Below are 24,835 nucleotides of genomic sequence, written 5' to 3' on the forward strand. Positions count from 1 at the left end.
CGTTTCGGTCCGGGAAACGTTCGTCGCGACCGCGAGTAAGCATGGGGTGGAGCCTGTGACCTCGTCACACGACGAATGGAGCCCGATCCGTCGGGCTTTTGGCGTCCCAACCCCGAATATCGGTCGAGACGAATGGCCCGGTACCACATCGAAACGTACGGCTGTACGTCGAACCGCGGAGAGAGCCGCGAGATCGAGCGGCGGCTCCGGGACGCGGGACATTACCGGGTCGACGGCCCCGGGGAGGCCGACGTCGCCATCCTCAACACCTGTACCGTCGTCGAGAAGACCGAACGGAACATGCTCCGTCGGGCCGAGGAACTGGCCGACGAGACGGCCGACCTCTACATCACGGGCTGTATGGCCCTCGCTCAGGGCGAGGAGTTCGCCGCGGCCGACGTCGACGGCGAGGTCCTCCACTGGGACGAGGTCCCCCAGGCCGTCACCAACGGCGAGTGTCCGACGACCACGCCCGACGCCGACCCCATCCTCGACGGCGTCGTCGGCATCCTCCCCATCGCACGGGGCTGTATGTCCGACTGTTCGTACTGCATCACGAAGAAGGCGACTGGGAAGATCGACTCGCCGTCGATCGAGGAGAACGTCCGCAAGGCCCGCGCGCTCGTCCACGCGGGCGCGAAAGAAATACGTATCACCGGACAGGACACCGGCGTCTACGGCTGGGACACGGGCGAACGAAAACTCCACGAGTTGCTCGAGCGCATCTGTGCTATCGACGGCGACTTCCGCGTCCGCGTGGGGATGGCCAACCCGAAGGGCGTCCACGGTATCCGCGAGGAACTCGCCGAGGTCTTCGCCGAAAACGAGAAGCTGTACGACTTCCTGCACGCGCCCGTCCAGTCCGGCAGCGACGACGTGCTCGGCGACATGCGCCGCCAACACCAGGTCGAAGAGTACCTCGAGGTCGTCGACGTCTTCGACGACGCACTCGACTACTGGACGCTGTCGACGGACTTCATCGTCGGTTTCCCCACCGAAACCGACCACGACCACGAACAGTCGATGGCGTTGCTCCGGGAAACCCGCCCGGAGAAGATCAACGTCACCCGCTTCTCGAAGCGCCCGGGCACCGACGCCGCCGAGATGAAGGGACTTGGCGGCACCGTCAAGAAGGAACGCTCGAAGGAGATGAGCGAACTCAAACGCGACATCGTCGCCGACGCCTACGAGTCGATGGTCGGCGAACGCCGCGAGGACTGTCTCGTCGTCGAGGAGGGAACCGCCGACTCCGTGAAGTGCCGCGATTCGGCCTATCGGCAGGTCATCGTCCAGAACGCGACCGACCACGGCTTAGCGCCCGGCGACTTCGTCGACCTCGAGATCACGGCCCACGAGACGATGTACGCGTTCGGGAAGCCGGTCTAGGGTTTTTACCTGATTGGGACGAACGGAGCGTATGGTCACGCTGTACGAACTCGACGGCTGTCCGTACTGCGAACGCGTCGCCGATCGACTCGAGGAACTGGACGTCGACTACGAGAGCGTGTGGGTCGACGCACTCCACTCCGACCGTGACGAAGTCAAGCGAGTCTCCGGTCAGCGCGGCGTTCCGGTAGTTGTCGACGAGGAGTACGGCGTGACGATGGCCGAGTCGGACCGAATTCTCGAGTTCCTCGACGAGATGTACGCGTAGTTACTCGAAGACGACCGCACTGTTCTCGTCCGGAACCGTAGCACCCTCTTGCTCGGCGAACGCCTCGTGGAGGTGATCGTACGTTTCCTCGAGAGCCTCGACGATCACCGTCGTATCGCTGAGCACGGGCATGAAGTTCGTATCGCCCTGCCAGCGCGGAACGATGTGGGTATGCAGGTGGTCGTCGATGGAGCCACCGGCACCGTCTCCCAGGTTCAGGCCGGCGTTGAATCCGTCGGGTTCGATCGAATCCTCGAGGGCGTCGAATGTCCGCTGTTTCAGCTGGGCGTGACCGAGCAATTGCTCGTCGGTGAGCTCGCCGTACTCCCCGGTATGGGCGTACGGAATGACCATGACGTGACCTGGATTGTACGGATAGTTGTTCAGGAGGACGAACGCGTGGTCGTTGCGTGCGACGAGCCGGTTCTCCCGCTCGTCGTCGAGCTCCGGAAGTTCACAGAAGACACAGTCGTCGATATCCGGGTTTTTCTCGTCGCGTCTGATCCACTCGATCCGCCAGGGTGCAAACACCTGCTCCATACCGGAGGACATGGGAGAGACTCCTATATACTGTCGGTGAGACCCGATCCGCTCGAGTGTGGGGTTGTCTATGTCAAAGGATACCATATACTATCCGCGCGCGACGGTAAATCACTCGATCACTGAACGAAATAATTTGTTTCCATGACGAATCGTGATGTCACTGTAAGTGAATTTAGGGGCGCAAAGACATTCACAATAAGAACACTATATAGGCTGCTAAACGATATTGAACGATCTAAAGAAGTTGTGTCGATTCACAACCTCTGGTTAAGGAATTCCGACTCAGAACTCGAAATCGTGCGGAGGTTTAAGATGGTCCTGTCGATAGCAGTCGAGTAATGGCAACGACTGATAACTCATTCAACGGGATAACCGAACACTGTGACGAATGCGGACTCGAAACGATACACGAAGTGTCCGTGCAGATTCGAACGGAAAGCGTCAAACAGGAGAACGCGCAGTTCTCCCGTGAACCCTACCGCGTGAGCGAGTGCCAGCGATGTGGAACGCGCACGAGCCAGCGGATGAACAACGCGTAAATAACCCGTTAACGACCCCCCATTACTCACCGGACCCCAAACGACCGAACAGCGATTGCCACTCGTCTACAGCGTCTCGTCAACCGGTTGTTGACCTCACTCGGCAGTCGTCACTTCGCACCCGTCCTCGGTGACGATGACGGTGTGTTCTTTCTGGCTGACGAGACAGCCGTCGTCTTCCTGTAGTACCGGATAGCCGTGGACGATGTCGTTGCGCTTGAGCCGTCGCAGCGCCATCTCAGCACGGTCGGTCTCGAGCCACCGGGTCGCGAACGGCAGTGTCCGGAACTCGTCGGTAATCTGTTCGAGCGCCTCGCGTGCGTCCCGGTTTCGGATCTTCCCTTCCCGTTCGAGCGCGTAGATCTCCTCGCTTGCGCCTTCGGTGACCTTGCCGCCGCCGTCGGTCGCGAACGGTTCGATGGCCACGACGTCGCCGACCTCGAGAGTGGCTCCCTGCGAGACGGCGCGGTTGGGAATGTTCGGGTCGGTGTGCTGTTCCCAGTGGCCAAGCCCGTGACCGGTGAGGTTGACGACGGGATTGAAGCCGTAGCCGTCGATGACGTCTTCGATCTCAGCACCGATCTCGCCGGTGCCGACGCCGGGTTCGATCACGTCGATGGCGGCCTCGAGCGCCTGTTCCGACGCCTCGGCGAGTTCGGGGTTCCCGGAGAGGTCGACGGTGATCGCGGTGTCGGCCAGCCAGCCGTCGACGTGGACGCCGATGTCCAGGTTGATCATCTCCTCGCCGAAGGTCGTCTCGTCGTCGATCGACGGCGTCGCGTGGGCCGCCTCGTGGTCGACGGAGATGTTGACGGGGAAGGCGGGTTCGCCACCCAGTTCGCGGATCCGGTCTTCCGCGTACTCGGCTATCTCGAGGTGGCTCGCTCCGACCTCGACGCGGTCGGCGGTTTCCTCGCGTACCTGTGCGAGGATTTCGCCAGCTTCGCGGTGCTTCTCGTACTTCTCGGACTGAAGGTCCACCTCGGATTCGGACATGTACCGGGATTGTGCCGGTCGGCAAAAAGAGGTTCCGCCTCGGGGCTATCCCGCCACTCGAACCTGTCAGCGGTCCGTTCGACCGTCGATCCAGCGACACTCCGGACAGGTGTCGACGCCCTGGACGTTCGAGAGCGTCGTCTCACAGCGCGGGCAGTGTCGCGTGCCGTGATGTGGGGATTGGAGCATTGGTCGTGGCAAGGAACACGACAATAATAAAACTATCCTACGTCAATCGTCGTAACCGGGCGGAGGATCGGGGACAGAACCGATCAGTCCCGATGGTGTGCCGTCTGCATCTGGGAACTGTTGTAGGCCGAGCCGAGATTTCCGCGTGCGTCGACGACGATGAGTCCCGCAGTCGAACCGGTGAGCTCCCCGAACTCGGAAATCGCGAGGTTGGCTGCCTCGCTTGCCTCGAGGCCGCGTTCGACGTGGCGTGCGGCGCGTCTCGAGAGCGTCACGCGCGCGATGTCTTCACCGGCACCCGTTGCGCTCACCGCCGCCGACGGCGAACAGTAGAAGCCGGAGCCGACCTGCGGAACGTCACCGACGCGGCCGGCGAGCGCGAGCCATCGTCCGCCGGTCGAGGTCGCCGCCGCGAGCGACTCGCCGTCGAAGGCGACTACGCCGACTGTGTCGTGGTCGTGTTCGTCTTTTGGCTCGTCCCGACCGTCGGGATCCGACTGGCCGTACCGGTCGTGAATCGACTCGAGTTGGGCACGGACGTCGTCGGTCGACTCGAGGTCTTCTTCAGTCCACTTCTCGCGCGTGCGCTCGGACCAGAGGTCGACGTCCGTCTCGATTCCGTAAGCGTCGGCCAGCGAGACGGCGTGATCGCCGGAGACGAATCCGTGGGGGGTTTCCTCCATGACGACTCGTGCGGCGCTGACAGCGTGTTCGACGCCTTCCATCGAACAGGCCGCGCCAACCGCTCGGTCGTCGGTCATGATCCCCGCGTCCGTCCGAATCTCCCCGTCGCTCTGGACGGCGCTGCCGACGCCGGCGTTGAACCGCGGCGAGGACTCGAGGACGTGTATTGCGGCCTCGACCGCGTCGACTGGTTCCGATTCCGCTGTCCCGGCTTCGGCCGCCTCCTCGAGGACTGCCTGTCTGGGTTCTGGTTCGTCGGGTTCGCTGCCGGCACCACCGTGAACGAGTACCTGCATACGAGCATCTGGTGGCTCCTGGTGGTAACGAGTACCGATTCCGTGCGACCGTCGCGAAACCCCTACACTTACGATGGCGGCCGCTGAACCGAATCCGACGATGACGACGCTGTCGCCGCCCGTCCTGTTGATGGGGTTCTGTGCCGTGATGTCAGCCGTCGCGGTCTGGCGACTCGCAGTCGACGACGATCGCGATTCGGTCGACGTCGGGACGGTGCTGGTCGTTCTCGGGATTACGCTGGGGACTGTCCTCTGGTCGGCAGTCAGGGAATCGTGGCTGACCTGGACCGAACGCGCGGTGATCGCGACTGCCGGTGTCGTGCTTTCGGGTATCGGACTGACGCTGATCGTTCGCTACTGGAGGGGCCCGACGAGCGGCCGTCCTGGGAGCAACGATCTCGAGACCAGCGACGATCGGCTGTAGCGACTGGCAGTCGAAATTGTACGTTTGTCACTGTCGAACCACTCTTTCGACGAATGTTTATACTATCCGCGGAGCAACATTTCGGTTGCGAGTCCTTGCTCTATCGACGGTATGACGCCACTACTCCGGAATATCTCGTTTGGTGACCGGTAGACGGTGTATCGGACCGCTTCGATAGAAATGGTAGGTCTTTTACCCCCTATGAGAGAACCGTACAGACGAGATGAGCTACGACAAGATCGAGGTCCCCGAAGAGGGGGAGAAGATCACGCTGAAAGAAGGTACCGAGGACGAACTCGAAGTACCTGACAACCCGATTATTCCGATTATCTACGGTGACGGCGTCGGGAGCGACGTTGGTCCAGCCGCACAGAAAGTGCTCGAGGCCGCCGCGGAGGAGACCGGCCGCGAGATCAACTGGATGCGCGTCTACGCTGGCGAGTCCGCTCGCGAGAAGTACGACGAGAACCTTCCCGACGAGACCGTCGAGGCGATCAAGGAACACCGCGTCGCGATCAAGGGGCCGCTGACGACGCCCGTCGGCGCCGGCTTCCGCTCGCTGAACGTCGGACTGCGCAAGCTACTCGATCTCTATGCAAACGTTCGACCGACCTACCACCTCGACGGCGTCCCATCGCCGGTCTCCGAGCCGAGCCAGATGGACATGGTCACCTTCCGCGAGAATACGGAAGACGTCTACGCCGGCATCGAGTGGGAAGAGGGCTCCGACGAGGTCGAAGAGGTCAAGGAGTTCGTCGAGGAGGACATGGGCTTCGACGACGTCATCCACGACGGTCCCGTCGGCATCGGCGTCAAGCCGATCACGGAGTTTGGGACGAAGCGTCTCGTCCGCCGTGCCATCGACTACGCCCTCGAGCACGACCGTGACTCCGTTACCCTCGTCCACAAGGGTAACATCATGAAGTTCACCGAGGGTCAGTTCCGCGACTGGGGCTACGAGGTCGCCGAAGAGGAGTACGGTGACGAGGTCATCACCGAGGACACTCTCTGGGAAGAACGCGACGGCGAAGCACCCGAAGACGCCGTGGTCGTCAACGACCGCATCGCGGACAACATGCTCCAGCAGGTGCTGACCCGGACCGACGAGTACGACATCCTCGCGACGATGAACCTCAACGGGGACTACATCTCCGACGCCTGTGGCGCCCAGATCGGTGGTCTCGGTATCGCGCCTGGCGCGAACTTTGGCGACGGCCGCCTGCTCGCCGAACCCGTCCACGGCTCCGCACCCAAATACGAGGGCCAGGACAAGGTCAACCCGACCGCCATGATCCTCTCGGGCCGCATGATGCTCGAGTACCTCGGCTGGGACGACGCCGCCGACCTCGTGCGTGACGCCGTCGAGGAAACCATCTCCTCGGGCAAGGTCACCTACGACCTCGAGCGCCAGCTCGAGGACGCCGAGAAGCTCGCCACCAGCGAGTTCGCCGAGGAAGTCGTCGAGAACATCGAGAACCTCGCGTAAAGGGGTTCTCCCGCCGTCTGTTTCCCGAATACGCGTTATTTCTTGCATCGCTTCGTTCCGATCTCGAATCGCCGTCGAATCCTCGTGTCGTAACGCACTCGTCGGGCGAGTCCGTACGGACTGCCATGTCAACGAACGCGGACGCGGACCTCGAGGTGCGCGCCGTCGCCGACGAGACCGAACGCGAGGACGCGCTTACGGTCCGACACGAGGTGTTCGTCGAGGAGCAGGGCGTCGACGAGGATCTCGAGTACGACGAGCACGACGCCGATGCGGTCCACTTCGTCGCCTACGACGGCGACGAGACGATCGGTGCTGCCCGGCTGCGTGAACTCGGGGACGGCGATGTCGGCAAGGTCGAACGCGTCGCCGTCCTCGAGTCGCGACGTGGTGAGGGGATTGGGCGGAAAGTGATGGCAGCAATCGAGGAGTGTGCGACCGAACTCGGGCTGGCGAAACTCAAACTCCACTCGCAGACCCACGCCGCGGAGTTCTACGACCGACTCGGGTACGAGCGACACGGTGAGGAGTTCGAGGAGGCAGGGATTCCGCACGTCGAGATGCGGAAGTCGCTACAGTAGAGTGCAACCGTCGTTATCACGAGTGGTGGGCGGCCCGTTATTATGAGTGTGAGGGCCGAATTCGTCCATCGCTTCCTACTTCGGTACCGATCGCTACGGCCACAAGCATTACGACATAAGGTTTGAATTTTTATCTGGATGTCATTAGCCGGACTCGTATTCAACCTGGTGACGTTTCCAGGTATCGTACTCAACGGGATCGTACAGGACTATTACGTACGGAAGTACAGCGTTCCGGTCGCGCGACTCGACGGCGACGCGCTCGAGGAACTGGACGACGAGGAACTCGACGGTCGGGACGCAGAACCCGCGAGCGACGAGTCGGGCGAGGTCGTCGTCGACTTCTACGGCATCGACGACTATCGGAGCACGTTCGCCGTCACGCTGATGCCGTTTTTCGCCTGTTCGGCGGTCGCGTTCGCGGTCTTCGCACTGAGTGTGCCGCTGATCGAGGGAGACGTTCCGTTCTGGTGGCTTCTGGCCTGGCTCGGCGGTGCGGTCGGTTCGCACACGTTTCCGAACACCGTGGCGACCGACGCGCTCTGGGAACAGTCCCGTGCGACGTCGAGTCCCCTGAAGTTCGTCGGCTACCCGCTCGTCGCGGTGTCGAAAGTCGTGAACCTCCTTCGATTCCTCTGGATCGACCTCGTTTACGCCGTCGGCCTCTACCTCGCTGCGAGGTCCCTGCTCGGCGTCGTCGTCTTCTAGTACCGTTCAAGTGTCGACTGCTGGGTCGAACCGGCCACACGACCGGCTTCGACCCTGCAGTTCGGGCTTGGACCGCCACTAGTCGAGCCGCGGTAACTCGCCCGTTCGCTCCTTCCGAATCAGGTCGCGCACGTACAGCCGTAGCTGGCGCGTCAGGTCTTCACGGTCCTCGTAGGAGTAGATTCGTGCCTCCCAGCGATCGCGGACGGCGGCGATCATCGCGCTGCGGACGCCCGATTCGTGGACGAACATCACTCGTTCCCGGTGGTGGTCGGGAACGTCGTCGTCGAACAGTGCCTCGAGGACGGCCCCGACCTCGATGCCGACGCCGAGGTTGTCCCCGACCGCGGGGACGACGTAGACGACGGCGTTGCTCGCTCGAGCGAAGGCGATGCTCTGGGAGGCGGCGTCCAGTTCCGAAAGCGGGACGTCGACGTCGATCGCGAGGAAGGCGTTGACGCCGGCCTCCGTCCGCAGTCGGTCGCGAACGTCGAGTAGCAGATCCAGCGCCGCCTCGTCGTGCTCCAGGTCGTGGTCGGAGCCGACGAGCGTCCCGAAGTCGACTGACTCGGGGATCGCTTCGGGATCGGCGTCCTCGAGTGTGTGCTCGAGGTCGAACGCCTCGTAGGGTCCCATCAGGTAGACCAGGAACCGCGACCGTGGCAGCGAACCGAGCTCGTTGACGATCCGATCGCGCATACCTCGCCTGCTCACGGATAGTATATAAATATACGCCGTTTCAGTGGTTACTGACTCAGGGAACGCTTATAGATGCGGGGATTCAAATTCCAGTCATGGCCGAGTCCGAACGTGCGGCACGGCGAGCCAGGGACGATCTGCTTCCCGAGCACAGCATCCTGAGCCTCGAGGAGTACCTCGAGATGCAACGCTCGATCGGCAACGAGACCCGGTTTCGCGTCCTCAACGCCCTGCTCGAGGGTGGCTCCCAGAGCGCGACCGAGCTACGGGATCGGCTCGATATCGAGTCGAACGTGCTCCACTACCATCTCGACGAACTCGTCGACGTGGGACTCGTCGAGAATCGCAAACGCAAAGAGCCCGACACAGACGGGCTCTACTCGTACTACCGGGCGACCGCACTCGGAGAGGGCATCCTCGAGCACGGCGTTCGCGAACTGATGGCCCGCGAGTGGGACGCGCTCGAGGAGTACTAGTTCTCTCTGACGTACTTGCCGAGGAGTCCACCGATTGCGAGCACCATAGCGACCGCGAAGACGATGACGAACGCCGATATCGGATCGCCAGCAGTTGCGCCCTCGAGTTCCTCGAGGACGAACTCGCCGGCCAGTACGGTCGCGATTGCGAAGAGGACGCCGCCACCGACGTTCGCAAGCCACGAGTTCGTTTCGGGGACTACGTCGGGATCGTTCAGCAGGTAGAGGATCACGGCCAGTGCGAACGGCGTCCCCACGAGTCCGAACGCGAGGACGAGTACGAGAATCTGAAGGAAGTCGCCGCCGAGGAACGCGCCGGCTGCGGAGGCGAGCGCAACGACGACCAACGCGGCGCGATAGCGCGAGTCCTCTACGGACTGCTCCCAGCCAAGCTTGTCCGCGAGCAGATAGGGTGGCACGATCGTGTTCCCGCCGAGCGTCGAGACCGCCGCGCCCCACAGTCCGAACAGGAACAGCCACATTGCGTGGTCGCCGGCGATCGGACCGAGTGCTTCGGCGGCCTGGATCTCGTCGATTGCACTGGGGTCAGCGACCACTCCTGGGAGGACGCTCGCCGCGACGAGGAAGACGGCGAGGCTGAAGACGCCGAAGGCGACGAGCATCGAACTGACGACGTCGAAGGTCGCGATGTCGCTGTCGTCGTCGGTCCAGCCGCGAGCGCGCATGGTGTAGCTCTGCATCGTCAACAGCGTGATGTGGACCGCGCCGCCGAGGACGCCGGCAGCGACGACCGCGCCGCCGACGCCAGGTATCTCGGGCACGAGTCCGCCTGCCGCAGCTGCCGGTTCGATCGGGACGACGAAGGCAGACGCGACGAACGCGAGGACGACCAGCGAGACGAGTAGCTTGGCACCGATTTCGGCGACCCGGTAGCCACCGCCGGCCAGCCCGAGTGCGAGGATCACTGCCCACGTCACACCCCAGAACCGGGGATCGGAAAGCGCAGCGACCCCCAGGCCTGCCGTCCCGACGATCGTCGCGCTGACGTCCGCGAGCGTCAGCATGATCGCGAGCTGGGCCAGTCCCGCCGCGAGCACGACATCGATTACGAGCACCCACGCCCAGAACGAGCCGAGGTGTTCCTCGACGACCGCGACGATACCTGCCTCGGTGAGCAAGCCGAGCCGCATGGCGAGATACTGGCCGACGGTTCCGAGCACCGCCGAGAGGACGACCACCCACAGCAACGTGTAACCGAAGCTCGCCCCTGCGACCAGCAGACTGGCCATCGTCGCCGGCCCTGCCGCGATCGCTCCGGCGAGCCAGGTCGGTCCTAATCGTCGTACGAATCCACCGATTCGCCCAACTGTCCGCTCTTCCTGACACGTCTCGGTTGCCATCGGGCTCTCTTTCTACGTGAGATATATAATCCTGTGGTATCTATCAGTGGTTGGGGGTGGTGGGTGGTCGTCCAGAGACGTCTATTCGGTCGTCGATGGGGCAAACGGGACCGACTACTCCTGCCAGTTCGGATTCTCCCGTGGCGGACTGAAGATGTCGACGCCACGGACCGTCTTGCCGCTGCGGTTCTCGGCCGCGTGTGGCTGCCCGCCCGGAATCGCGTAGGAGTCGCCGGGTCCGCAGGTGATTTCTTCACCCTCTGTCAGGAAGGTCAACTCGCCTTCGTAGATGAATCCCGTCTGTTCGTTTGGATGGCTGTGCTCCTCGACGACTGCACCGGGTTCGATCTCGAAGTGCTGGACGTTCATCGACTCGCTGCCAGCCATCAGTGTCAGGTGGACGCCGTCGGCGGCCTCGGTCGGTTCGAGGTCGGAGAGTGAACTGCGTTCCATACGGTTCGGGTACAACGGTTCCGCTCCTAATAGTCCCGTCCGTCGAACGATCACTTTCACCGCGGTTACCGAACGTTGAACTACCGGGACGCCCCACATCCAACGCATGTACGCCGTCGTCGGCTGTAGCGAGTGTTCGCACCTCTGGATCCTCGAGGGGCGCTCGGAGACGACCCAGTGTCCCCGCTGTGGCTCGCGTCGCGCCTACGAGAAACGCAAGAAGTTCGTCGAGACCGAAGATGTCGACCACGCACGCGACGTTCGCGCTTCGATGCTCGCGAACCGGCAGGGGGAGGGCGAGCGGTTTGCGGAACTGGAGTCCTTCGGAACTCTCGAGGACGACGTCGCCGACGGCGTCATCGACGACGAGGAGTACCTCGAGGGGTCGGGGCTGGACGTCGACGAACTCGAGGCAGCGGGCGACCGCGACCCTCGCGGGCCGACCCGGAGCGGGAGCAAGAAAGAGATCGTCGAACGGGCGCTCGAGGAACTGGAGCGGCCGACAGAGGACGAAATCGTCGACTACGCCGACGAACGCGGCGTTTCGGCGGAGTATACGAGGAACGCCCTCGAGAAACTGACTCGGCGGGGCGTCGTCAGCGAGAGCCGTGGTCGCTATCGGAAGCTATAGCGTCAGTGCTTTGCGATTCCAGTCTAAACGGCGGGCAATGGCAGAGCAAGTCGACGTTCAGGAGTTGACGATCGGCGTCGGAACGGTGATCGCGATCCTCCTGCTCATCTACGGGACGTTCCTGGGCGAAACCCTGTTCGGTATCGATACGATGGCACTCGCGATTGGCGCGTTCGCGGCGACGTTCGTCGCCGTCGGCATCCTTCACGGCGCGTACGGACGCGGGGATTTTGCACTCGCACACGTCGTCGCCGGAGTCGGTCTCGCCCTCGTCGGACTCGCCTCGAGCGTCCCACAACTGCTCGGCGGCTACGGCCTGTTGCTCGCCGGTGGGGGATACGTGGCGCTCGAGACGATTCGTGCTCGTGAGGAGTAACCGATTCAGATCGGGCCGAGGTTGCGATCTTCACAAAAGGATAAGAGTCAGCCGGCCAACGTATCGGCATGTCCAGTGCTTTCCCCCCGACTCCGCGACGACCGACGATCGACGACCTCGAGCGGACGTTGCCGTGGTTCCGCGTAGTCTTCGGCGCGATCGGTCTGTTCTTCCCGCGTCTGCTCGGACGATGGTACGGCCTCCTGGCAGACGAGAGCGAGTCGGCCGAGGTCGCGGTTCGGTACGCCTGCATCAGGGCAATAGGGCTCGGCTTCGGGCAGCTCATCGCCCCGAAAGGTCAGCGACGAGCGTGGAATCGCGTCGCACTCGCCGTAGATGCGCTGGATACGGCAATGGTGCTCCACGCTGGATTGCGCGGAAAAGTACCGAGGCGAAAGGCTGCGACGATGTTGTGCGGGACTGTCTTCGGCGTCGTAGTCGGGCTGCTGGCGAGGGCACGCGACGAGAGCGAGGAGGTGTGATCGATGCGTACCGTGGAACGAACGTCGGTCGTCACGGTGCCGCTACATTACTGTTCGAGGTCCTCGTAGCGCTTCCAATGTGTATTGCGGTCGGGACCTCGCGGTCGCATACGGCGTCGCCGCAGTCGGACTTTTCTTGCTGGCTCCGACCTCGAGCAGCCGGGATGATCGACCGCGATCGACCGATTTATTCTGACTGTCTATAAATGCGGTACGTATGGAGGATTCGACCGCGATCAACGCTGGACTCGCTGCACTGGTCATCGGAGTCGTCACGATCCTCGCCGGCATTTTCATGGGCGAGGTGATCGAGATCATCGCCGTGGGCGGCGTGCTCATGGTGCTCAGCGTCGGTGGCTTCGTCTTTGCCGCCCTCGATGAGGGACACGGCGACGCGACCAGCGCGGACTGACCGACTCGGCGTCTCGTTCTCGACCGGCACACGGTAACAGCCGGACGGAGAATCGATTCAAGAGCAGACGACGAGACCGTCGAACGGACCTGTTTTATCGACCCAGATCTTCGTGGGCGCTCGCGAGGTGCCGCGAGGAGAGCGCCGCGAGCAAGGAGAGTTCGCCGGCGAGCGCGCCGACGGCGATTATCTCCGCGAGCGCGTCGGCGTTCGACCCCGCCGGATCGCCGCCACCGCGCAGGCCGAGAATGTCGAGTGCTTCCGCCTGCGTCGGGAGTTTCGTTCCGCCGCCGACGGTGCCGACCTCGAGCGAGGCGAGCGAGACGGAGGCGTAGAGGTCGGTCGTTCCGTCCTCGTTCTCTCGAGCGTCCATGGTCGTGATCGCGTTCGCGCCCTCGACGACCTGGGCTTCGTCCTGGCCGGTCGCGAGGAAGGCTGCGGCGACGACGTTCGCGGCGTGGGCGTTGAAGCCGAGACTGCCCGCTTTGGCGCTGCCGGTCAGGTTCTTGCGGGTGTTGGCCTCGGCGATGGCCTCGGGCGTGGTGTGGAGTCGGTCCTCGACGACGTCGCCGGGGATGAGGACGTCCGCCGTGACCGAGCGGCCGCGCCCCTCGACGGCGTTGATCGCGGCGGGTTTCTTGTCCGAACAGAGGTTGCCCGAGAGCGCGACGAGGTCGGCGGGCGTCTCCGCCTCGACGAGTTCGCAGGCCTCACCGGTCGCGATGGTGGCCATGTTCATCCCCATCGCGTCCTTGGTGTCGTAGGCGAAACGCAGGTAGACGGAGTCGCCGACGACGTACGGTTCGACGTCTAGCAGTTCGCCGTGGCTCGTCGTCGACTCGGCGGCCTCGCGAAGCCGGTCGACGTTGTCGGCGACCCACTCGACGACCTCGGAGGCTTCGGCGACGCCGTCGACACGGAACACCGGCGCACGAGTCATTCCGTTTTTCGTGACGCGAGCCGTTGCACCACCGACCGACCGGATGGTCGACAGGCCGCGGTTGATCGACGCCACCAGCGCGCCCTCGGTCGTCGCCAGCGGGAGGTAGTAGTCACCTTCGGCCGCGCTTCCGTCGACGGGAACGGGGCCGGCGACGCCCATCGGCACCTGCGCCGCACCGACCATGTTCTCGATGGCCGTGTTGTTCGCCTGCTCCGCGTCGAACGTGTAATCGGCGACGGCCTCGAGGTCCGCCCCAGTTTCGCGCTCGACGAGTAGCCGGCGGGCCTCGGCCGCCGTGTCGTAGTCGGCGTGGTCCTCGAGTTCGTGAATACGAAGCTCACCGTCCGCGACGCGGTCGGCGAGGTCTGCGGGATCGGTCGTGGTCATGTGTCGGTGGAGACAGTCGGCTGTCCTAAGGATTGCTGATTCGGTCGGGTTTCGTTACCGCGTCTCGCCGCTCCCGCTCGAGCGGTAGCCGGAGACGAGTTCGTAGCCGAGAAGCACCAGCAGCGAGACGGCACCGATCGCGAGGATCAGGAGGTTCTGCAAGGCTTCGACGTCCTCGAGCGGGTTCGCTTCGAACCCGGTCAGGAGCACGTCGCTCGCAAACAGGAGGGCGAAGGCGGTGATCGCGACGGTCGCGAACCGGACTCGAGCCTGCGGTGAGATGTCGTCGCTTTCCCCACCGTTGGTCGCGGCGAGATAGAGCTGTGGAACGACGACCGCGAACCCGACGAGGAGCAGAAAGGCGGGAAGCGGGTGTTCCCCCATCGAGACGCCCGTGTAGCTGTCGATCGCGGTCAGGACGGCGATGGCGGTTACGAGGAGGACGAACGAACCGGCGATGACTCGGTTTTCGCGGGAGACCATGTGTGCGTGAATTCGAACGGGGATGACTTATCGATTGTTGATAGTTCCTCTTTGGCTCCGGTAACTGTACGGGACGTAACCGGAACGAACTGTTCTGCTATCGTGGCGACGCTGAGTGGCCACGTCCTCCCCAGCCGATTTCTGCTCACGGGCGCGAAACGCCCTCTTCTCGTGGGCCGATGGCCCACTCGCATGGTCTGCGAGACGTTCGTCTCGCACTGTTCGCATGGTTCGCGGAACCTTCGGTTCCGCGCTAACACTCGCTTCGCTCGTGAATCCTTCGCACAGTTTGTATCGCGGTTCGCTTTTCGCTCATCGCGACATAGCGCGCGCTACCGCACGCTGGATGATCAACACGTAACGCTCCCCGTCTCGTGCCACGGTTCGTCGCAACCGGCCGGTTCGCCCGCGACCACTATCGTTTTGCCCCTCGCACGAGGGCCATCGTACATGACCGACGCTGCGGACCTCCTGGTGACGAACGCGGAGGTACACACGCTGACGCAACCCGACGAGACCCACGAGGCCCTCGCGATTCGTGACGGAGAGATCGTCCGGATCGGTGACGAGTACGAGATCGAGTTCCTCGAGGGCGTCGAGACCGACGTGATCGACTGTGAGGGGCAGGTCGTCCTGCCGGGATTCATCGACGCACACACGCACATCGAGAACCTCGGCCGGTACCTGGTCCACGCGGATCTCTCGGGGGCCGAGAGCGCGGAGGAGTGTCTCGATCGCCTCGCTGCCCGCGCCGACGAGATAGATCCCGACGAGTGGGTACAGGGATTCGGCTACGACGAGAGCGAGTGGGACGACGCAGCGTACCTCACACGCGAGGACCTCGACCGGGTCAGCGAGGAGCGACCCGTCGTCGCGCTTCGAGTGGACATGCACGCTGCGTCGCTCAACTCGATCGCCCTCGAGCGGTTCGCAGGTGACCTCCCCGAAGATGACGTGCGACGCGGTCCGGACGGCGACCCGACGGGCGTCGTCGTCGAGGACGCCGCCGAGATCGTCCGCAAGGGGATCGCACCGGGCTACGAGGAGACCCACGACCTCGTCACTGCAGGCCTCGAGTACGCGGTCGAACGAGGCGTCACCGGCGTCCACGACATGGTTCGCAACTCGAAGGCTCCCCGGGTTTACCGGGACCTCGAGGCCGAAGGCGAACTGCCGACGCGCGTGCGAATCAACTACTGGGCGGACCACCTCGAAGCCGTCGCCGAGGTAGGCCTCGCGACGAACGCCGGCAGCGATCGTGTACAGACGGGTGCGATAAAGAGCTACACCGACGGCAGTATCGGCGCGCTGACGGCGAAACTGTTCGACCCCTACGAGGGCCACGACGAGAACACCGGCGAGTGGGTCGTCGACCCCGACGAACTCGGCGAGATCGTCGACCAGGCCGACGACGAAGACTTCCAGGTGACTGCCCACGCTATCGGCGACGAGGCGATCGAGGAGACGATCTCGGCGCTCGAGGACACCGACGATCCTGCAGGATCGCGCCACCGGATCGAACACGTCGAACTCGCGACCGACGAGCACTTAGAGCGCATGGCCGACGCCGGCATCGTCGCCTCGATGCAGCCGAACTTCCACCGCTGGGCCGGCGAGGGCGGTCTCTACGACCAGCGACTCGGCGAGCAGCGGCGTCGGCGGACGAATCGGCTCCGGCGCGTCCTCGACGCGGGCGTCCCGCTCGCGTTCGGTTCGGACTGTATGCCACTCGATCCGCTGCTTGGCGTCCACCACGCGGTTAACGCGTCCGCCGAAGCGCAACGACTCTCGGTAACCGAGGCCCTGCGAGCCTACACGTACGGCGGCGCCTACGCCGGCTTCGACGAGGATCGCCTCGGAACCCTCGAGGTCGGCAAACGCGGAGATCTGGTCGTCCTCGAGCAGTCGCCGTGGGAGGGCGACCGGATCGACGAGATCGACGTGGCACTGACGGTCGTCGACGGCGAGGTCGTCTTCGACGGGCGCGACGCGTAGCGTTTTCTCGATACTCACGCGCTGTGACCGATTGTAACCGTTATCGGCCCGGTCGTGGTAGGCGAGTGAGATGTCTGGGGAGAGACTCGAGGCGGCACCTGCCGTCGCCGTCGAGGACGCCCGTCGAACCTACCACCTCGCGGAGCCGGTTCACGCGATCGACGGCGTGTCGCTGACGCTCGGGGAAGGGTCGTTCACCGCGGTGATGGGGCCGAGCGGGTCGGGGAAGAGCACGCTGATGAACCTGATCGGCTGTCTCGACACGCCCGACGAAGGAGAGATCGAGGTCGGAGGTCGCTCAGTGAGGGTGCTCTCGGACGCCGAGCGAGCGCACTTGCGGGGGACCGAGATCGGCTTCGTTTTCCAGACGTTCAACCTGATGCCGCGGCTGACCGCCGCCGAGAACGTCACGCTCCCGATGGTGTTTCACGACGCGGTCGACGTGGATCGCGAGCAGCGCGCGCGGACGTTGCTCGAGCGGGTCGGACTCGGGGATCGGCTCGAGCACGTCCCGAGCGAACTGTCGGGCGGCCAGCGCCAGCGGGTCGCCGTCGCGCGGGCGCTCGCGAACGATCCGACGCTCGTGTTGGCCGACGAGCCGACGGGGAACCTCGACACCGACACCGAAGCGGAGATCATGGAACTGTTTACGGAGCTGAACGACGAGGGGACGACGATCCTGCTGGTAACTCACGAACGTCAGGTCGCCGAGTACGCCGATCACGTCGTCCACCTGCTGGATGGGCGGCTCGAGGACGTCGAACATCTGGGGGAGCGCCGTGACGTCGCCGTGCCCGTCGCCGATGCCGATACTACCCGCTCGAGTACCACTGGGGGAGAGCCATGAACGTCCTCGAGAGCCTCCGTATTAGCTGGCGTTCGATCACGTCCCACAAGCTCCGGTCGACGTTGACGACGATCGGCGTCGTGATCGGCATCGCCGCCGTGATTACCTTCATGGTGCTCGGGTCGGGCTTCTCCCAGAGCATCGTCGGTGACATCGAGGCCGATCAAGAACCGGTCATGACGGTTCACACCCAGACGGAACCCGCGGAAGGAGTCGGAATCGTTCCCGTCGAGACGCCGCTGTACACCGAAACCGACGTCGAAGAACTCGAGTCGATCGACGGCGTCGACTACGTCGCACCCGACGGCTCGCTCGACGTCGTCCAGATGGCGAGCGACGACGAACAGGTGACGGGTATCGTCGACGCACAGGCGACGACTGCCGACCGGTTCGAGCACGAGGCGTTCCTCGAGGGCGAGCCGTTCGACGACGAAGACGAGGCCGTCGTCAACGACCGGGCCAGCCAACTGTTCGAGGAGAACGTCTCTGCCGGCGACGAACTCACGCTGACCTTCGAAGATGGCGAGACGGAAACAGTAACCGTCTCCGGGATCATCGAGGCCGAGATGGGAGAGCAGACGCCACCACAGCTGTTCGTTCCCGTCGAACCCCACTACACGACGACGATAGAGACGCCCGACGGCGACGAGGAACGTGCGTATCCGGCACTGCAGGTGGGTGCCGAGAATCTCGACGCCGTCGATCCGGCTCAGGAAGCAGTCACCGACTACCTCGAGGACGAATCGCACGCAACCGAACTGAAAGGGGACGACGACGAGATCCTGGTCCAGACGCTCGAGGACGCGATCGAGCAGTTCACGGACATCGTCGATCAGTTGACGCTGTTTATCGGTGCCGTCGCTGCGATCGCGCTCATCGTGGGGTCGATCGGCATCGCGAACATCATGATCGTCAGCGTCACCGAACGCACCCGCCAGATCGGTATCATGAAAGCCGTTGGCGCGACGAAACGCGACGTCATGCAACTGTTTCTCGTCGAGTCGGCCATCCTCGGGATCATCGGTGCCGTCGTCGGCGTCGCGGTCGGACTCGGTGCCGGCTATCTCGGCGTGTCGCTGCTCGAGTGGCCGATGGCTTACCCCGTCGACTGGATCGTGATCGCCATCGTCGTCGGGATCGGCGTGGGAGTCGTCTCCGGCCTCTATCCGGCGTGGCGAGCGGCCCGCGTCGACCCGATCGAGGCGTTGCGCCACGAGTAGTCGGTTCCCGTTCCGTGCGGCGTGGTGTCAGGAACCGACACTATTATCGGCTCGAGATGAGACGTTCGACCGATGCCTGGTGCGATATTCGTCCTGGTCGGCGTTGCCCTCGTCGCGGTCGGTTGCTGGAAGCTCCAGCCGGCCTATCACGTATATCGCGGTGACATCGACGACGTCGTGTCGGTCGAGCGAGCCAACGGCCCCGTCGAACTCGAGGGGACGGCGACCGCCGTCGATGGGACGATCTCGTCACCGCTGACCGAGACGGAGTGTCTCGTCTACGAGTACGAGGTCGAGGAGTACCAGTCCAGTGGGAACAATTCCTCGTGGACCACCGTCGACGAAGGGACCGACGTCGTCCCGTTCCGACTCGAGGACGACACTGCGAGCGTCCGCGTCGAACCGGAGGGAGCCGACCTCGCCCTCTCGACGGAGATCACGATCGGTGTCGACGGTGGCGAACCTGAACCGAAGCAGGTCAGGGAGTTTCTCGAGACCCAGTCGGACCTCGAGTCCGAGAACAGTTCGATCGATCTCGGCGTCGTCGAGATTTCGACGGGGAACAACAGGCGCTACCACGAACGCCGGCTCGATCCGGGCGAGGAGGTGTACGTTTTCGGCCAGTCTCACTACGACATCGACGCCAGAGAGACGATGCGCGACGTCGGTGCGGTGATCGAGGACGGTCCCGAGACGCCCGCGTTCGTCGTCGCGGACTCCTGTCAGTACGTCGCCGCCAGGCGACTGGCGAAGCCAGGGGCGATCTGGATCGGCGGCGGCCTGCTCGCGGCGATAATCGGTTTACTCCTGCTATAGTAGCCACTGCAAGTCAGTGCACCCCTGATCACACGATAGCTGTGCGATCAGTGTGTAAATAGTTGCAGTTGTTACTATAGTGTAGCCTCTCACGTACGGTTGCAATCTCCGGCTGGTTGCTTTTGAGCCACACCGTTTCACTCCCGATTGCGATGGCTACGAGCTACAGCGACTTCGTCGGCGAGGTACAGCACCGAATCGAGGCTGGCCGACAGGCCGAAGGCGTCCGAACGACGCGTGCAGTCCTCGCGACGCTCGGCGAACGCGTCGGCGAAGGCGGTGCGACCGACATCGCGAGTCCGCTCCCGATGGAGATCGACCGCCACCTCCTCGAGGTCGAACACGGCCACACGTACGACTTCGACGAGTTCGTCGATCGAGTCCAGATGCGGATGAACTACGACGACCTCGACCTCGATGCTTCCTACGGGAAGCCCTCCGAAGTCGATCGGTCGGAGGCAGTCTACCAGAGCAAGGCCGTCGTCGCGCTCCTGAGCGAACTGGTCCCCGGTGGCGAACTCGCGAACGTCGAGAACCAGCTTCCCGCGGAGTTCGACGAACTGTTCGAGTTCGCCCACGCGGAGACGAAACCCTGGGACGAAGAGTCGGGATGAGTCAGTCGTCCGCAAGAGCGCGTCGTTCGTCGCCCTCGAGCAGTGGCGTTCCGTCTGCTTTCGGCCCTAGCTGTGGACCGAATGGTGGGTCCTCGGGATCGACGACGCGTCGCTTCTCGTAGTCTGTCGATCGTTCGACGGGGATCCGGCCGATCGAACTGATCATCTCGACGTAGTCGGCGAACGAGCGGAACTCGCCGTAGCCGCCGCCTGCCCGCTTGGTGATTTCCTCCGAGAGGATCGTCCCCATGAAGTCGTCCGCGCCGCAGTTCAGCATTTTCAGCCCCTGTTCGTCGCCGTACTTGACCCACGAGGACTGGACGTGGTCGACGTTGTCGAGGAAGAGCCGCGAGACGGCGATCATCAGTTCGTCCTCGTCGGTGCTTGCGCCCCCGGAGACGACGTCGTGCTCGAAGAGGGGCGTGTTCTGGTGGACGAAGGAGAGGGGAACGAACTCCGTGATCGCGCCGTCGACCCGCTTTTGCAGGTCCCGGATCCGTTTCAGGTGCAACGCGCGGTGGGCCTCGTTTTCCACGTGGCCGTACATGATCGTCGCCGTCAGTCCGAGGCCGACGTTCGCCGCGGCCTCCATCGCCTCGAGCCAGTCGTCGGTGCCGATCTTGCCCGGACAGATTACGTCCCGGACCTCGTCGACGAGGATTTCGGCGGCAGTACCGGGCACTGTATCGAGGCCGGCCTCCTTCAGCCGCCGGTAGACCTCCTCGTAGGACCAGTCGGTCCCCCGGCGGGCGTGGTACCCCTCCTCGGGCGTCATCGAGTGAACATGGACGCCGTCGACGCTCATCGCCGACATCTGGTCGACGTAGGTGCCGGGGCTGGTCTCGTAGACCTCCGGCGGTTTGTAGTTGACCTCCTTCGGATTCGGGTGGGCCTCGAGAATCTCGCGATGTTCGTCGTCGAGCGCGAACGCCGGGTGGAGGCCAGACACTGAGCAGACCTCGTAGACGCCGCGTTCGACCGCATCGCGGACGACCTCGCGCGACTCGGCGGGTGTCTTCGTGAACCCGACCGTCTCGACCTCGGCGTCACGTTCGAAGGTGTGTGCGGCGTCCTTGAAGTTACAGAACAGACAGCCCACGTTGCAGGCCGTCGTGACGTTGTTGTTGATATTCGCGGTGAAGGTGACCTCCTCGCCGACCACCTCGGCCCGCCGACGGTCGGCAGCCTCGAGGACCGCCTCCTTCCGCCGGCGGTCGATCCCCTCGACGTCCGTCCCCGTCGTGAGCAACTCGATGGCGTCCTCGACCGTGAGTCGATCGCCAGCACGGGCTTTCTCGAGTGCGTTCTCGAACGACTGCTCGGTCTCGGGGACGTGCTCGAACGTGAGGTCGGCCTCGGTCACCGGTCGCTCCATCGGCGTAACGATGCCCACACAGCGAGAAAAGCGTGATGGATTCCCGAACCTGCTATCGACCGTTACTCGTCGTCGCTCGTTTCGGTAGTCGTCTGGTCCTCGGCTGTTTCTCGGTCGATCGCTTCGTCAGCCGTCTCGAGGGCTGTTTCGTCGCCGTCAGCCGTCTCATCGGCTGTCGTCCCGCTATCATCGCTGTCGTCTTCGGGTGTCTCGTCGGCAGTTTCGTCACCGTCGGATGCCTCACCATCGACCGTCTCGGAATCGCCCCCGTCATCGTCGACTGTCTTGGTGTCGTTCTCGTCGTCGCGGGTCTCGAGGCCGGCATCACCGCCGGCCGCCTCAGCGCCAGCGTCCTCGAGGTCCTCTTCCTCGCCCCCCTCGGAATCGATTTCGACGTCGGTGTGTTCGTCGTCTCCGCCTTCGTTCGACGGCTCGAGGCCGGTTTCGTCGGTCGCCGTCTCTGGGATATCCTCCTCGGTCGACGTCTCGATGTAGGCCTCGTCGTCGAGTGTCTCGACGTCGGCTTCTTCGTCGGTCGTCTCGCCATCGTTGCCGTCGATATCGGTCTCGTCGTGTCTGAGCACGATCCCGGCCTCCTCCGGATCGGAGTCGGTGTCTACGTCCTCGGCGTCGACCTCGAACTCGTCGAGCGAGTCCCGGAGGTCGTCGGCCCGCTCGGTCAGCGAGTTCGCGCCGGAGGCGACTTCTGAGATGGTGGCGGTCTGTTCCTCGACGGCGGCCGCGACGGTTTCGGTCTCGTCTTTGGTGTCTTCGCTGATGGTGGTCGCTTCGTCGACCATGTTGACGACGCGTTCGCTCGCCCGAGCCTGGTCGTCAGTCGCGTCGTTGATCGACTGGATGCTCTCGTTTGCCGTCTCGACCTGTGCTGCGATCTCGTCGATGGCCTCGATCCCTTCGCCGATCACTTCGCTTCCCTCGTCGACGCGCTCGCGCATCTGCTCGATCTCGTCGACCGTCTCGTCGACCGACGACTGGACTTCCGTGATCAGTTCGTCGACCTCCTGGGTCGCGTCGGCCGTCTCCTCGGCGAGTGACTTCACCTCGTCGGCGACGACGGCGAACCCGCTTCCGTCTCCACCGGCCGCAGCCGCCTCGATCGAGGCGTTCAGTGCCAGCAGGTTCGTCTGACCGGCGATGTCGTCGATGAGGTCGACGACGTCGCTGATCTCGCCCATCTCGTCGTCTAACCGCTGGATCTGGTCCGTGATCTCGTCGGCCTGGCGCTCGAGGGCGTTCATCTGGGTGCGGATCGCACTGGCCGCATCCCCTGCAACGTCCGCGCGGTCCGCGGCTTCGCCCGAAACCGCCGCGACGTCGTCGGCGGTCGAGGCGATCTCCTCGACGGTCGCCGAGAGGTCGTTCATCTCGCTGTAGACCTCCTGGAACCGGTCGCTCTGGTTGGCCGTCGCCGTCGCGATCTCCTCGGTCGAGTGGCTCACTTCGTCGCCCGCGCGTTCGATCTCTTGGACGCGGTGGGTGACGTCCGCACTGATCCCGTCGACGTCCTCCGCCAGTTGCTGGATGTCGACGATCGTCCGTTCGAGGTCCTCGAGCATTGCGTTGAACGCCGCTGCAATCTCCGAGAGTGCCTCGTTGTCGACGTCTTCGTCCAGCCGCTGGGTGAAGTCACCCTCGGCAGCCTGGGACATGACGCCGGCAAACTCCGCTGCCTTTCGCTCGAGTCGGTCGGCGAGTTGTTCGGCTTCACGGCGTGCCTCGGCCGCCTCCTCCTGAGCGGTTTCGGCATCTGCCTTGGACTGCTCTAAGTCCTCGATGGACCGCTCGAGGTCGCGGTGCATCGTCTCGAGCGAATCGCCGAGTTTTCCGGGAACGTCCTCCTCGAGGACGGACGAGTCGAACTCCTGTTCCGCGATCGCATCGGCCTGATCTGCCGCCGTCTCGAGGTACGCCTGGATGTCGGCGAACGAGTCTCGAACCTGTCCGACCTCGTCGATTCGATCGTCGTCGGGAATCTCGACGTTCGTCGAGCCGTTCGAGAGGGTGGCCGCGTTGTCGGCGAGGTCGTCGAGCGCGTTGGCCGTCGAGCGCCCAATCGTCGCGCCGACGAACAGCAGACTACCGACCGCGATACCGCCAAGCAAGATCAACGCGACCGCGACGTCGTCGGCGAGTTCGTATACGTCGTCCTGGGGTGCATGCGAGACGAGTATCCAGTTCGTGTGCGGGACGTTGGCCCAGGCGACGACTTCGTCCGTGTCGCTGTAATCGAGTGCGCCGGCGTCGTCCGAGGCGTCTTCTCTGGCCTCGAGCACTTCGCTGTCGACGCCGTCACGGTACTCCGTCAGTACCTGCGTCTCGTCGTGGGTCGCCATGATCTCGCCGGTTTCGATGTGGACGATTTCGGTCTCTGCCCCTTCGATTGGTTCGTCGAACGTATCCGCGAGGTCGGTCGCGGTGACCGTGATCATCACGCCACCGGAGACGTCCTCGTCGTCGACGGTACTTATGAGTGCGACGACCTCTTCGGCGTCGTCGCCGCTGCCGAACTCGAACGTATTCGTAAACGTCGAATCGACGCTCATGTGTCCGTCGTACGTGTACGAGATCCGGTTGCCACCGATCTCGCTATCACTGTGGTACTCCATATCGAACGCCGAGATATCTTTTCCGACGGCGTCGTCGGTCGTACTGTACATAATCTGGTTGGAGTCCATATCGAAGTAGTGGACCCCGTGATACGCGTTGAACTCCCCGTCCTCTTCGTCCAGTCTCGACTGAATCTCTTCGTCGTCGCCCTCGATCAGTTCGTTACTGGCCGAAACCGTCGCCGCTACCTGTTCGTTCGTCTGAATCCAGTCACTGAGTTCGTCCGCCCGGTCGTCCGTCGCGAACGCCATCTCGTTCTGGGCGTTCGCACTGACTTCGCCCGTGATTCCGACGTAGAAAAACAGGGCGGTTGCGACGGTGATGACCAGCGTAATCCCGATAACTAGCCCGAACTTGGCGACGTAGCTCCGCCGAATGCGAGTAGGTAACACCTTCCCCGACCGGAATGTCATTTCTATAAACAGATACCTAGTGCGTGAAAGTGCTTGTGGCCCAACTGGTCGACAACTAGTGTGAACGGTCGTCGTATTTATCGCATTATTTGCCACTTAATCGGCACCGAATCCGATCGAGGGC

At 63.6% G+C, this 24,835-nt stretch carries 28 protein-coding genes; 17 read left to right on the plus strand and 11 right to left on the minus strand.

Annotation, left to right across the window (positions count from 1 at the left end):
- Positions 1-132 precede the first annotated feature (132 nt).
- Both BLR35_RS01420 and BLR35_RS01425 read left to right on the plus strand, forming a co-directional pair.
- Positions 133-1,386, plus strand: a complete 1,254-nt coding sequence (locus BLR35_RS01420; RefSeq protein WP_090376266.1) for a tRNA (N(6)-L-threonylcarbamoyladenosine(37)-C(2))-methylthiotransferase — start codon at positions 133-135, stop codon at positions 1,384-1,386.
- A gap of 31 nt (positions 1,387-1,417) precedes the next feature.
- Complete coding sequence (locus BLR35_RS01425; protein ID WP_090376268.1) at positions 1,418-1,654, plus strand: glutaredoxin family protein; 237 nt, start codon at positions 1,418-1,420, stop codon at positions 1,652-1,654.
- Here BLR35_RS01425 and BLR35_RS01430 read toward each other — a convergent pair whose 3' ends face one another.
- Positions 1,655-2,194 (minus strand): HIT family protein, encoded by a 540-nt coding sequence (locus BLR35_RS01430; RefSeq protein WP_090376271.1) that lies wholly within the window; start codon positions 2,192-2,194, stop codon positions 1,655-1,657.
- 341 nt (positions 2,195-2,535) lie between these two features.
- On the opposite strand from BLR35_RS01430, the gene BLR35_RS01435 reads away from it, so the two are divergent.
- Positions 2,536-2,736: a DUF7835 family putative zinc beta-ribbon protein gene (locus BLR35_RS01435; protein WP_090376274.1), complete on the plus strand. Its 201-nt coding sequence runs from the start codon at positions 2,536-2,538 to the stop codon at positions 2,734-2,736.
- Positions 2,737-2,832: 96 nt separating this feature from the next.
- On the opposite strand, the gene map is transcribed toward BLR35_RS01435, so the two are convergent.
- The 3 genes from map to BLR35_RS01445 all read right to left on the minus strand — a co-directional run bounded on the left by map (position 2,833) and on the right by BLR35_RS01445 (position 4,901).
- Positions 2,833-3,732: a type II methionyl aminopeptidase gene (gene map / locus BLR35_RS01440; RefSeq protein ID WP_090376277.1), complete on the minus strand. Its 900-nt coding sequence runs from the start codon at positions 3,730-3,732 to the stop codon at positions 2,833-2,835.
- Positions 3,733-3,798: 66 nt separating this feature from the next.
- Positions 3,799-3,921 (minus strand): hypothetical protein, encoded by a 123-nt coding sequence (locus BLR35_RS21070; protein WP_280139347.1) that lies wholly within the window; start codon positions 3,919-3,921, stop codon positions 3,799-3,801.
- An 83-nt stretch (positions 3,922-4,004) separates the two neighbouring features.
- A complete protein-coding gene (locus BLR35_RS01445) occupies positions 4,005-4,901 on the minus strand; it encodes an isoaspartyl peptidase/L-asparaginase (RefSeq protein WP_090376280.1) in 897 nt (298 codons plus the stop codon).
- 100 nt (positions 4,902-5,001) lie between these two features.
- On the opposite strand from BLR35_RS01445, the gene BLR35_RS01450 reads away from it, so the two are divergent.
- The 4 genes from BLR35_RS01450 (at position 5,002) to BLR35_RS20915 (ending at position 8,100) form a co-directional block, all read left to right on the plus strand.
- On the plus strand, positions 5,002-5,325 hold the full coding sequence (locus BLR35_RS01450; RefSeq protein WP_244510167.1) for a hypothetical protein: 324 nt from the start codon (positions 5,002-5,004) through the stop codon (positions 5,323-5,325).
- 223 nt (positions 5,326-5,548) lie between these two features.
- On the plus strand, positions 5,549-6,811 hold the full coding sequence (gene icd, locus BLR35_RS01455) for an isocitrate dehydrogenase (NADP(+)) (RefSeq protein ID WP_090376286.1): 1,263 nt from the start codon (positions 5,549-5,551) through the stop codon (positions 6,809-6,811).
- 125 nt (positions 6,812-6,936) lie between these two features.
- Positions 6,937-7,392: a GNAT family N-acetyltransferase gene (locus BLR35_RS01460; RefSeq protein WP_090376289.1), complete on the plus strand. Its 456-nt coding sequence runs from the start codon at positions 6,937-6,939 to the stop codon at positions 7,390-7,392.
- 138 nt (positions 7,393-7,530) lie between these two features.
- Positions 7,531-8,100: a hypothetical protein gene (locus tag BLR35_RS20915; RefSeq protein WP_244510168.1), complete on the plus strand. Its 570-nt coding sequence runs from the start codon at positions 7,531-7,533 to the stop codon at positions 8,098-8,100.
- 78 nt (positions 8,101-8,178) lie between these two features.
- On the opposite strand, the gene BLR35_RS01470 is transcribed toward BLR35_RS20915, so the two are convergent.
- Positions 8,179-8,799 carry a DUF7509 family protein gene (locus BLR35_RS01470; RefSeq protein WP_090376293.1) on the minus strand — a complete coding sequence of 207 codons (621 nt, stop codon included), beginning with the start codon at positions 8,797-8,799 and terminating at the stop codon, positions 8,179-8,181.
- 95 nt (positions 8,800-8,894) lie between these two features.
- On the opposite strand from BLR35_RS01470, the gene BLR35_RS01475 reads away from it, so the two are divergent.
- A complete protein-coding gene (locus tag BLR35_RS01475; protein ID WP_090376296.1) occupies positions 8,895-9,275 on the plus strand; it encodes a winged helix-turn-helix domain-containing protein in 381 nt (126 codons plus the stop codon).
- Here BLR35_RS01475 and BLR35_RS01480 read toward each other — a convergent pair.
- On the minus strand, positions 9,272-10,636 hold the full coding sequence (locus BLR35_RS01480; RefSeq protein WP_090376299.1) for an NRAMP family divalent metal transporter: 1,365 nt from the start codon (positions 10,634-10,636) through the stop codon (positions 9,272-9,274). The two genes, BLR35_RS01475 and BLR35_RS01480, sit on opposite strands and share 4 nt — an antisense overlap.
- A gap of 114 nt (positions 10,637-10,750) precedes the next feature.
- The gene (locus tag BLR35_RS01485; RefSeq protein WP_090376301.1) at positions 10,751-11,089 is read right to left on the minus strand and encodes a cupin domain-containing protein; all 339 of its coding nucleotides are present in this window, start codon (positions 11,087-11,089) and stop codon (positions 10,751-10,753) included.
- A 106-nt stretch (positions 11,090-11,195) separates the two neighbouring features.
- On the opposite strand from BLR35_RS01485, the gene BLR35_RS01490 reads away from it, so the two are divergent.
- The 4 genes from BLR35_RS01490 to BLR35_RS01505 all read left to right on the plus strand — a co-directional run bounded on the left by BLR35_RS01490 (position 11,196) and on the right by BLR35_RS01505 (position 12,990).
- Positions 11,196-11,720: a DUF5817 domain-containing protein gene (locus BLR35_RS01490; protein WP_090376303.1), complete on the plus strand. Its 525-nt coding sequence runs from the start codon at positions 11,196-11,198 to the stop codon at positions 11,718-11,720.
- Positions 11,721-11,757: 37 nt separating this feature from the next.
- Positions 11,758-12,096, plus strand: a complete 339-nt coding sequence (locus BLR35_RS01495; protein WP_090376306.1) for a hypothetical protein — start codon at positions 11,758-11,760, stop codon at positions 12,094-12,096.
- A 68-nt stretch (positions 12,097-12,164) separates the two neighbouring features.
- A complete protein-coding gene (locus BLR35_RS01500) occupies positions 12,165-12,578 on the plus strand; it encodes a hypothetical protein (protein ID WP_090376308.1) in 414 nt (137 codons plus the stop codon).
- 217 nt (positions 12,579-12,795) lie between these two features.
- Complete coding sequence (locus tag BLR35_RS01505; protein ID WP_090376310.1) at positions 12,796-12,990, plus strand: hypothetical protein; 195 nt, start codon at positions 12,796-12,798, stop codon at positions 12,988-12,990.
- 94 nt (positions 12,991-13,084) lie between these two features.
- Here the strand turns inward: BLR35_RS01505 and hmgA are convergent, their stop codons facing one another.
- Positions 13,085-14,320 carry a hydroxymethylglutaryl-CoA reductase (NADPH) gene (gene hmgA / locus BLR35_RS01510; protein WP_090376313.1) on the minus strand — a complete coding sequence of 412 codons (1,236 nt, stop codon included), beginning with the start codon at positions 14,318-14,320 and terminating at the stop codon, positions 13,085-13,087.
- 54 nt (positions 14,321-14,374) lie between these two features.
- The gene (locus BLR35_RS01515) at positions 14,375-14,803 is read right to left on the minus strand and encodes a hypothetical protein (RefSeq protein ID WP_090376316.1); all 429 of its coding nucleotides are present in this window, start codon (positions 14,801-14,803) and stop codon (positions 14,375-14,377) included.
- A 450-nt stretch (positions 14,804-15,253) separates the two neighbouring features.
- On the opposite strand from BLR35_RS01515, the gene BLR35_RS01520 reads away from it, so the two are divergent.
- The 5 genes from BLR35_RS01520 (at position 15,254) to BLR35_RS01540 (ending at position 20,295) form a co-directional block, all read left to right on the plus strand.
- Positions 15,254-16,798 carry an amidohydrolase gene (locus tag BLR35_RS01520; protein ID WP_090376319.1) on the plus strand — a complete coding sequence of 515 codons (1,545 nt, stop codon included), beginning with the start codon at positions 15,254-15,256 and terminating at the stop codon, positions 16,796-16,798.
- Positions 16,799-16,868: 70 nt separating this feature from the next.
- A complete protein-coding gene (locus BLR35_RS01525) occupies positions 16,869-17,645 on the plus strand; it encodes an ABC transporter ATP-binding protein (protein ID WP_090376322.1) in 777 nt (258 codons plus the stop codon).
- Entirely contained in the window at positions 17,642-18,865 is a 1,224-nt protein-coding gene (locus BLR35_RS01530; RefSeq protein WP_090376324.1) for an ABC transporter permease, read from the plus strand. Before BLR35_RS01525 ends, BLR35_RS01530 begins: the two co-directional genes overlap by 4 nt.
- Positions 18,866-18,937: 72 nt before the next feature.
- On the plus strand, positions 18,938-19,681 hold the full coding sequence (locus tag BLR35_RS01535; protein ID WP_090376327.1) for a GIDE domain-containing protein: 744 nt from the start codon (positions 18,938-18,940) through the stop codon (positions 19,679-19,681).
- Positions 19,682-19,833: 152 nt separating this feature from the next.
- On the plus strand, positions 19,834-20,295 hold the full coding sequence (locus BLR35_RS01540; RefSeq protein WP_090376330.1) for a DUF2267 domain-containing protein: 462 nt from the start codon (positions 19,834-19,836) through the stop codon (positions 20,293-20,295).
- Between the two features lies 1 nt (position 20,296).
- Here BLR35_RS01540 and cofH read toward each other — a convergent pair whose 3' ends face one another.
- Both cofH and BLR35_RS01550 read right to left on the minus strand, forming a co-directional pair.
- Positions 20,297-21,670 (minus strand): 7,8-didemethyl-8-hydroxy-5-deazariboflavin synthase subunit CofH, encoded by a 1,374-nt coding sequence (gene cofH / locus BLR35_RS01545; RefSeq protein ID WP_090376332.1) that lies wholly within the window; start codon positions 21,668-21,670, stop codon positions 20,297-20,299.
- Between the two features lie 62 nt (positions 21,671-21,732).
- Positions 21,733-24,711 (minus strand): methyl-accepting chemotaxis protein, encoded by a 2,979-nt coding sequence (locus BLR35_RS01550; protein WP_090376335.1) that lies wholly within the window; start codon positions 24,709-24,711, stop codon positions 21,733-21,735.
- Positions 24,712-24,835: the final 124 nt, after the last annotated feature.

It is taken from the genome of Natronobacterium texcoconense (assembly GCF_900104065.1).
Taxonomy (GTDB): Archaea; Halobacteriota; Halobacteria; order Halobacteriales; family Natrialbaceae; genus Natronobacterium; species Natronobacterium texcoconense.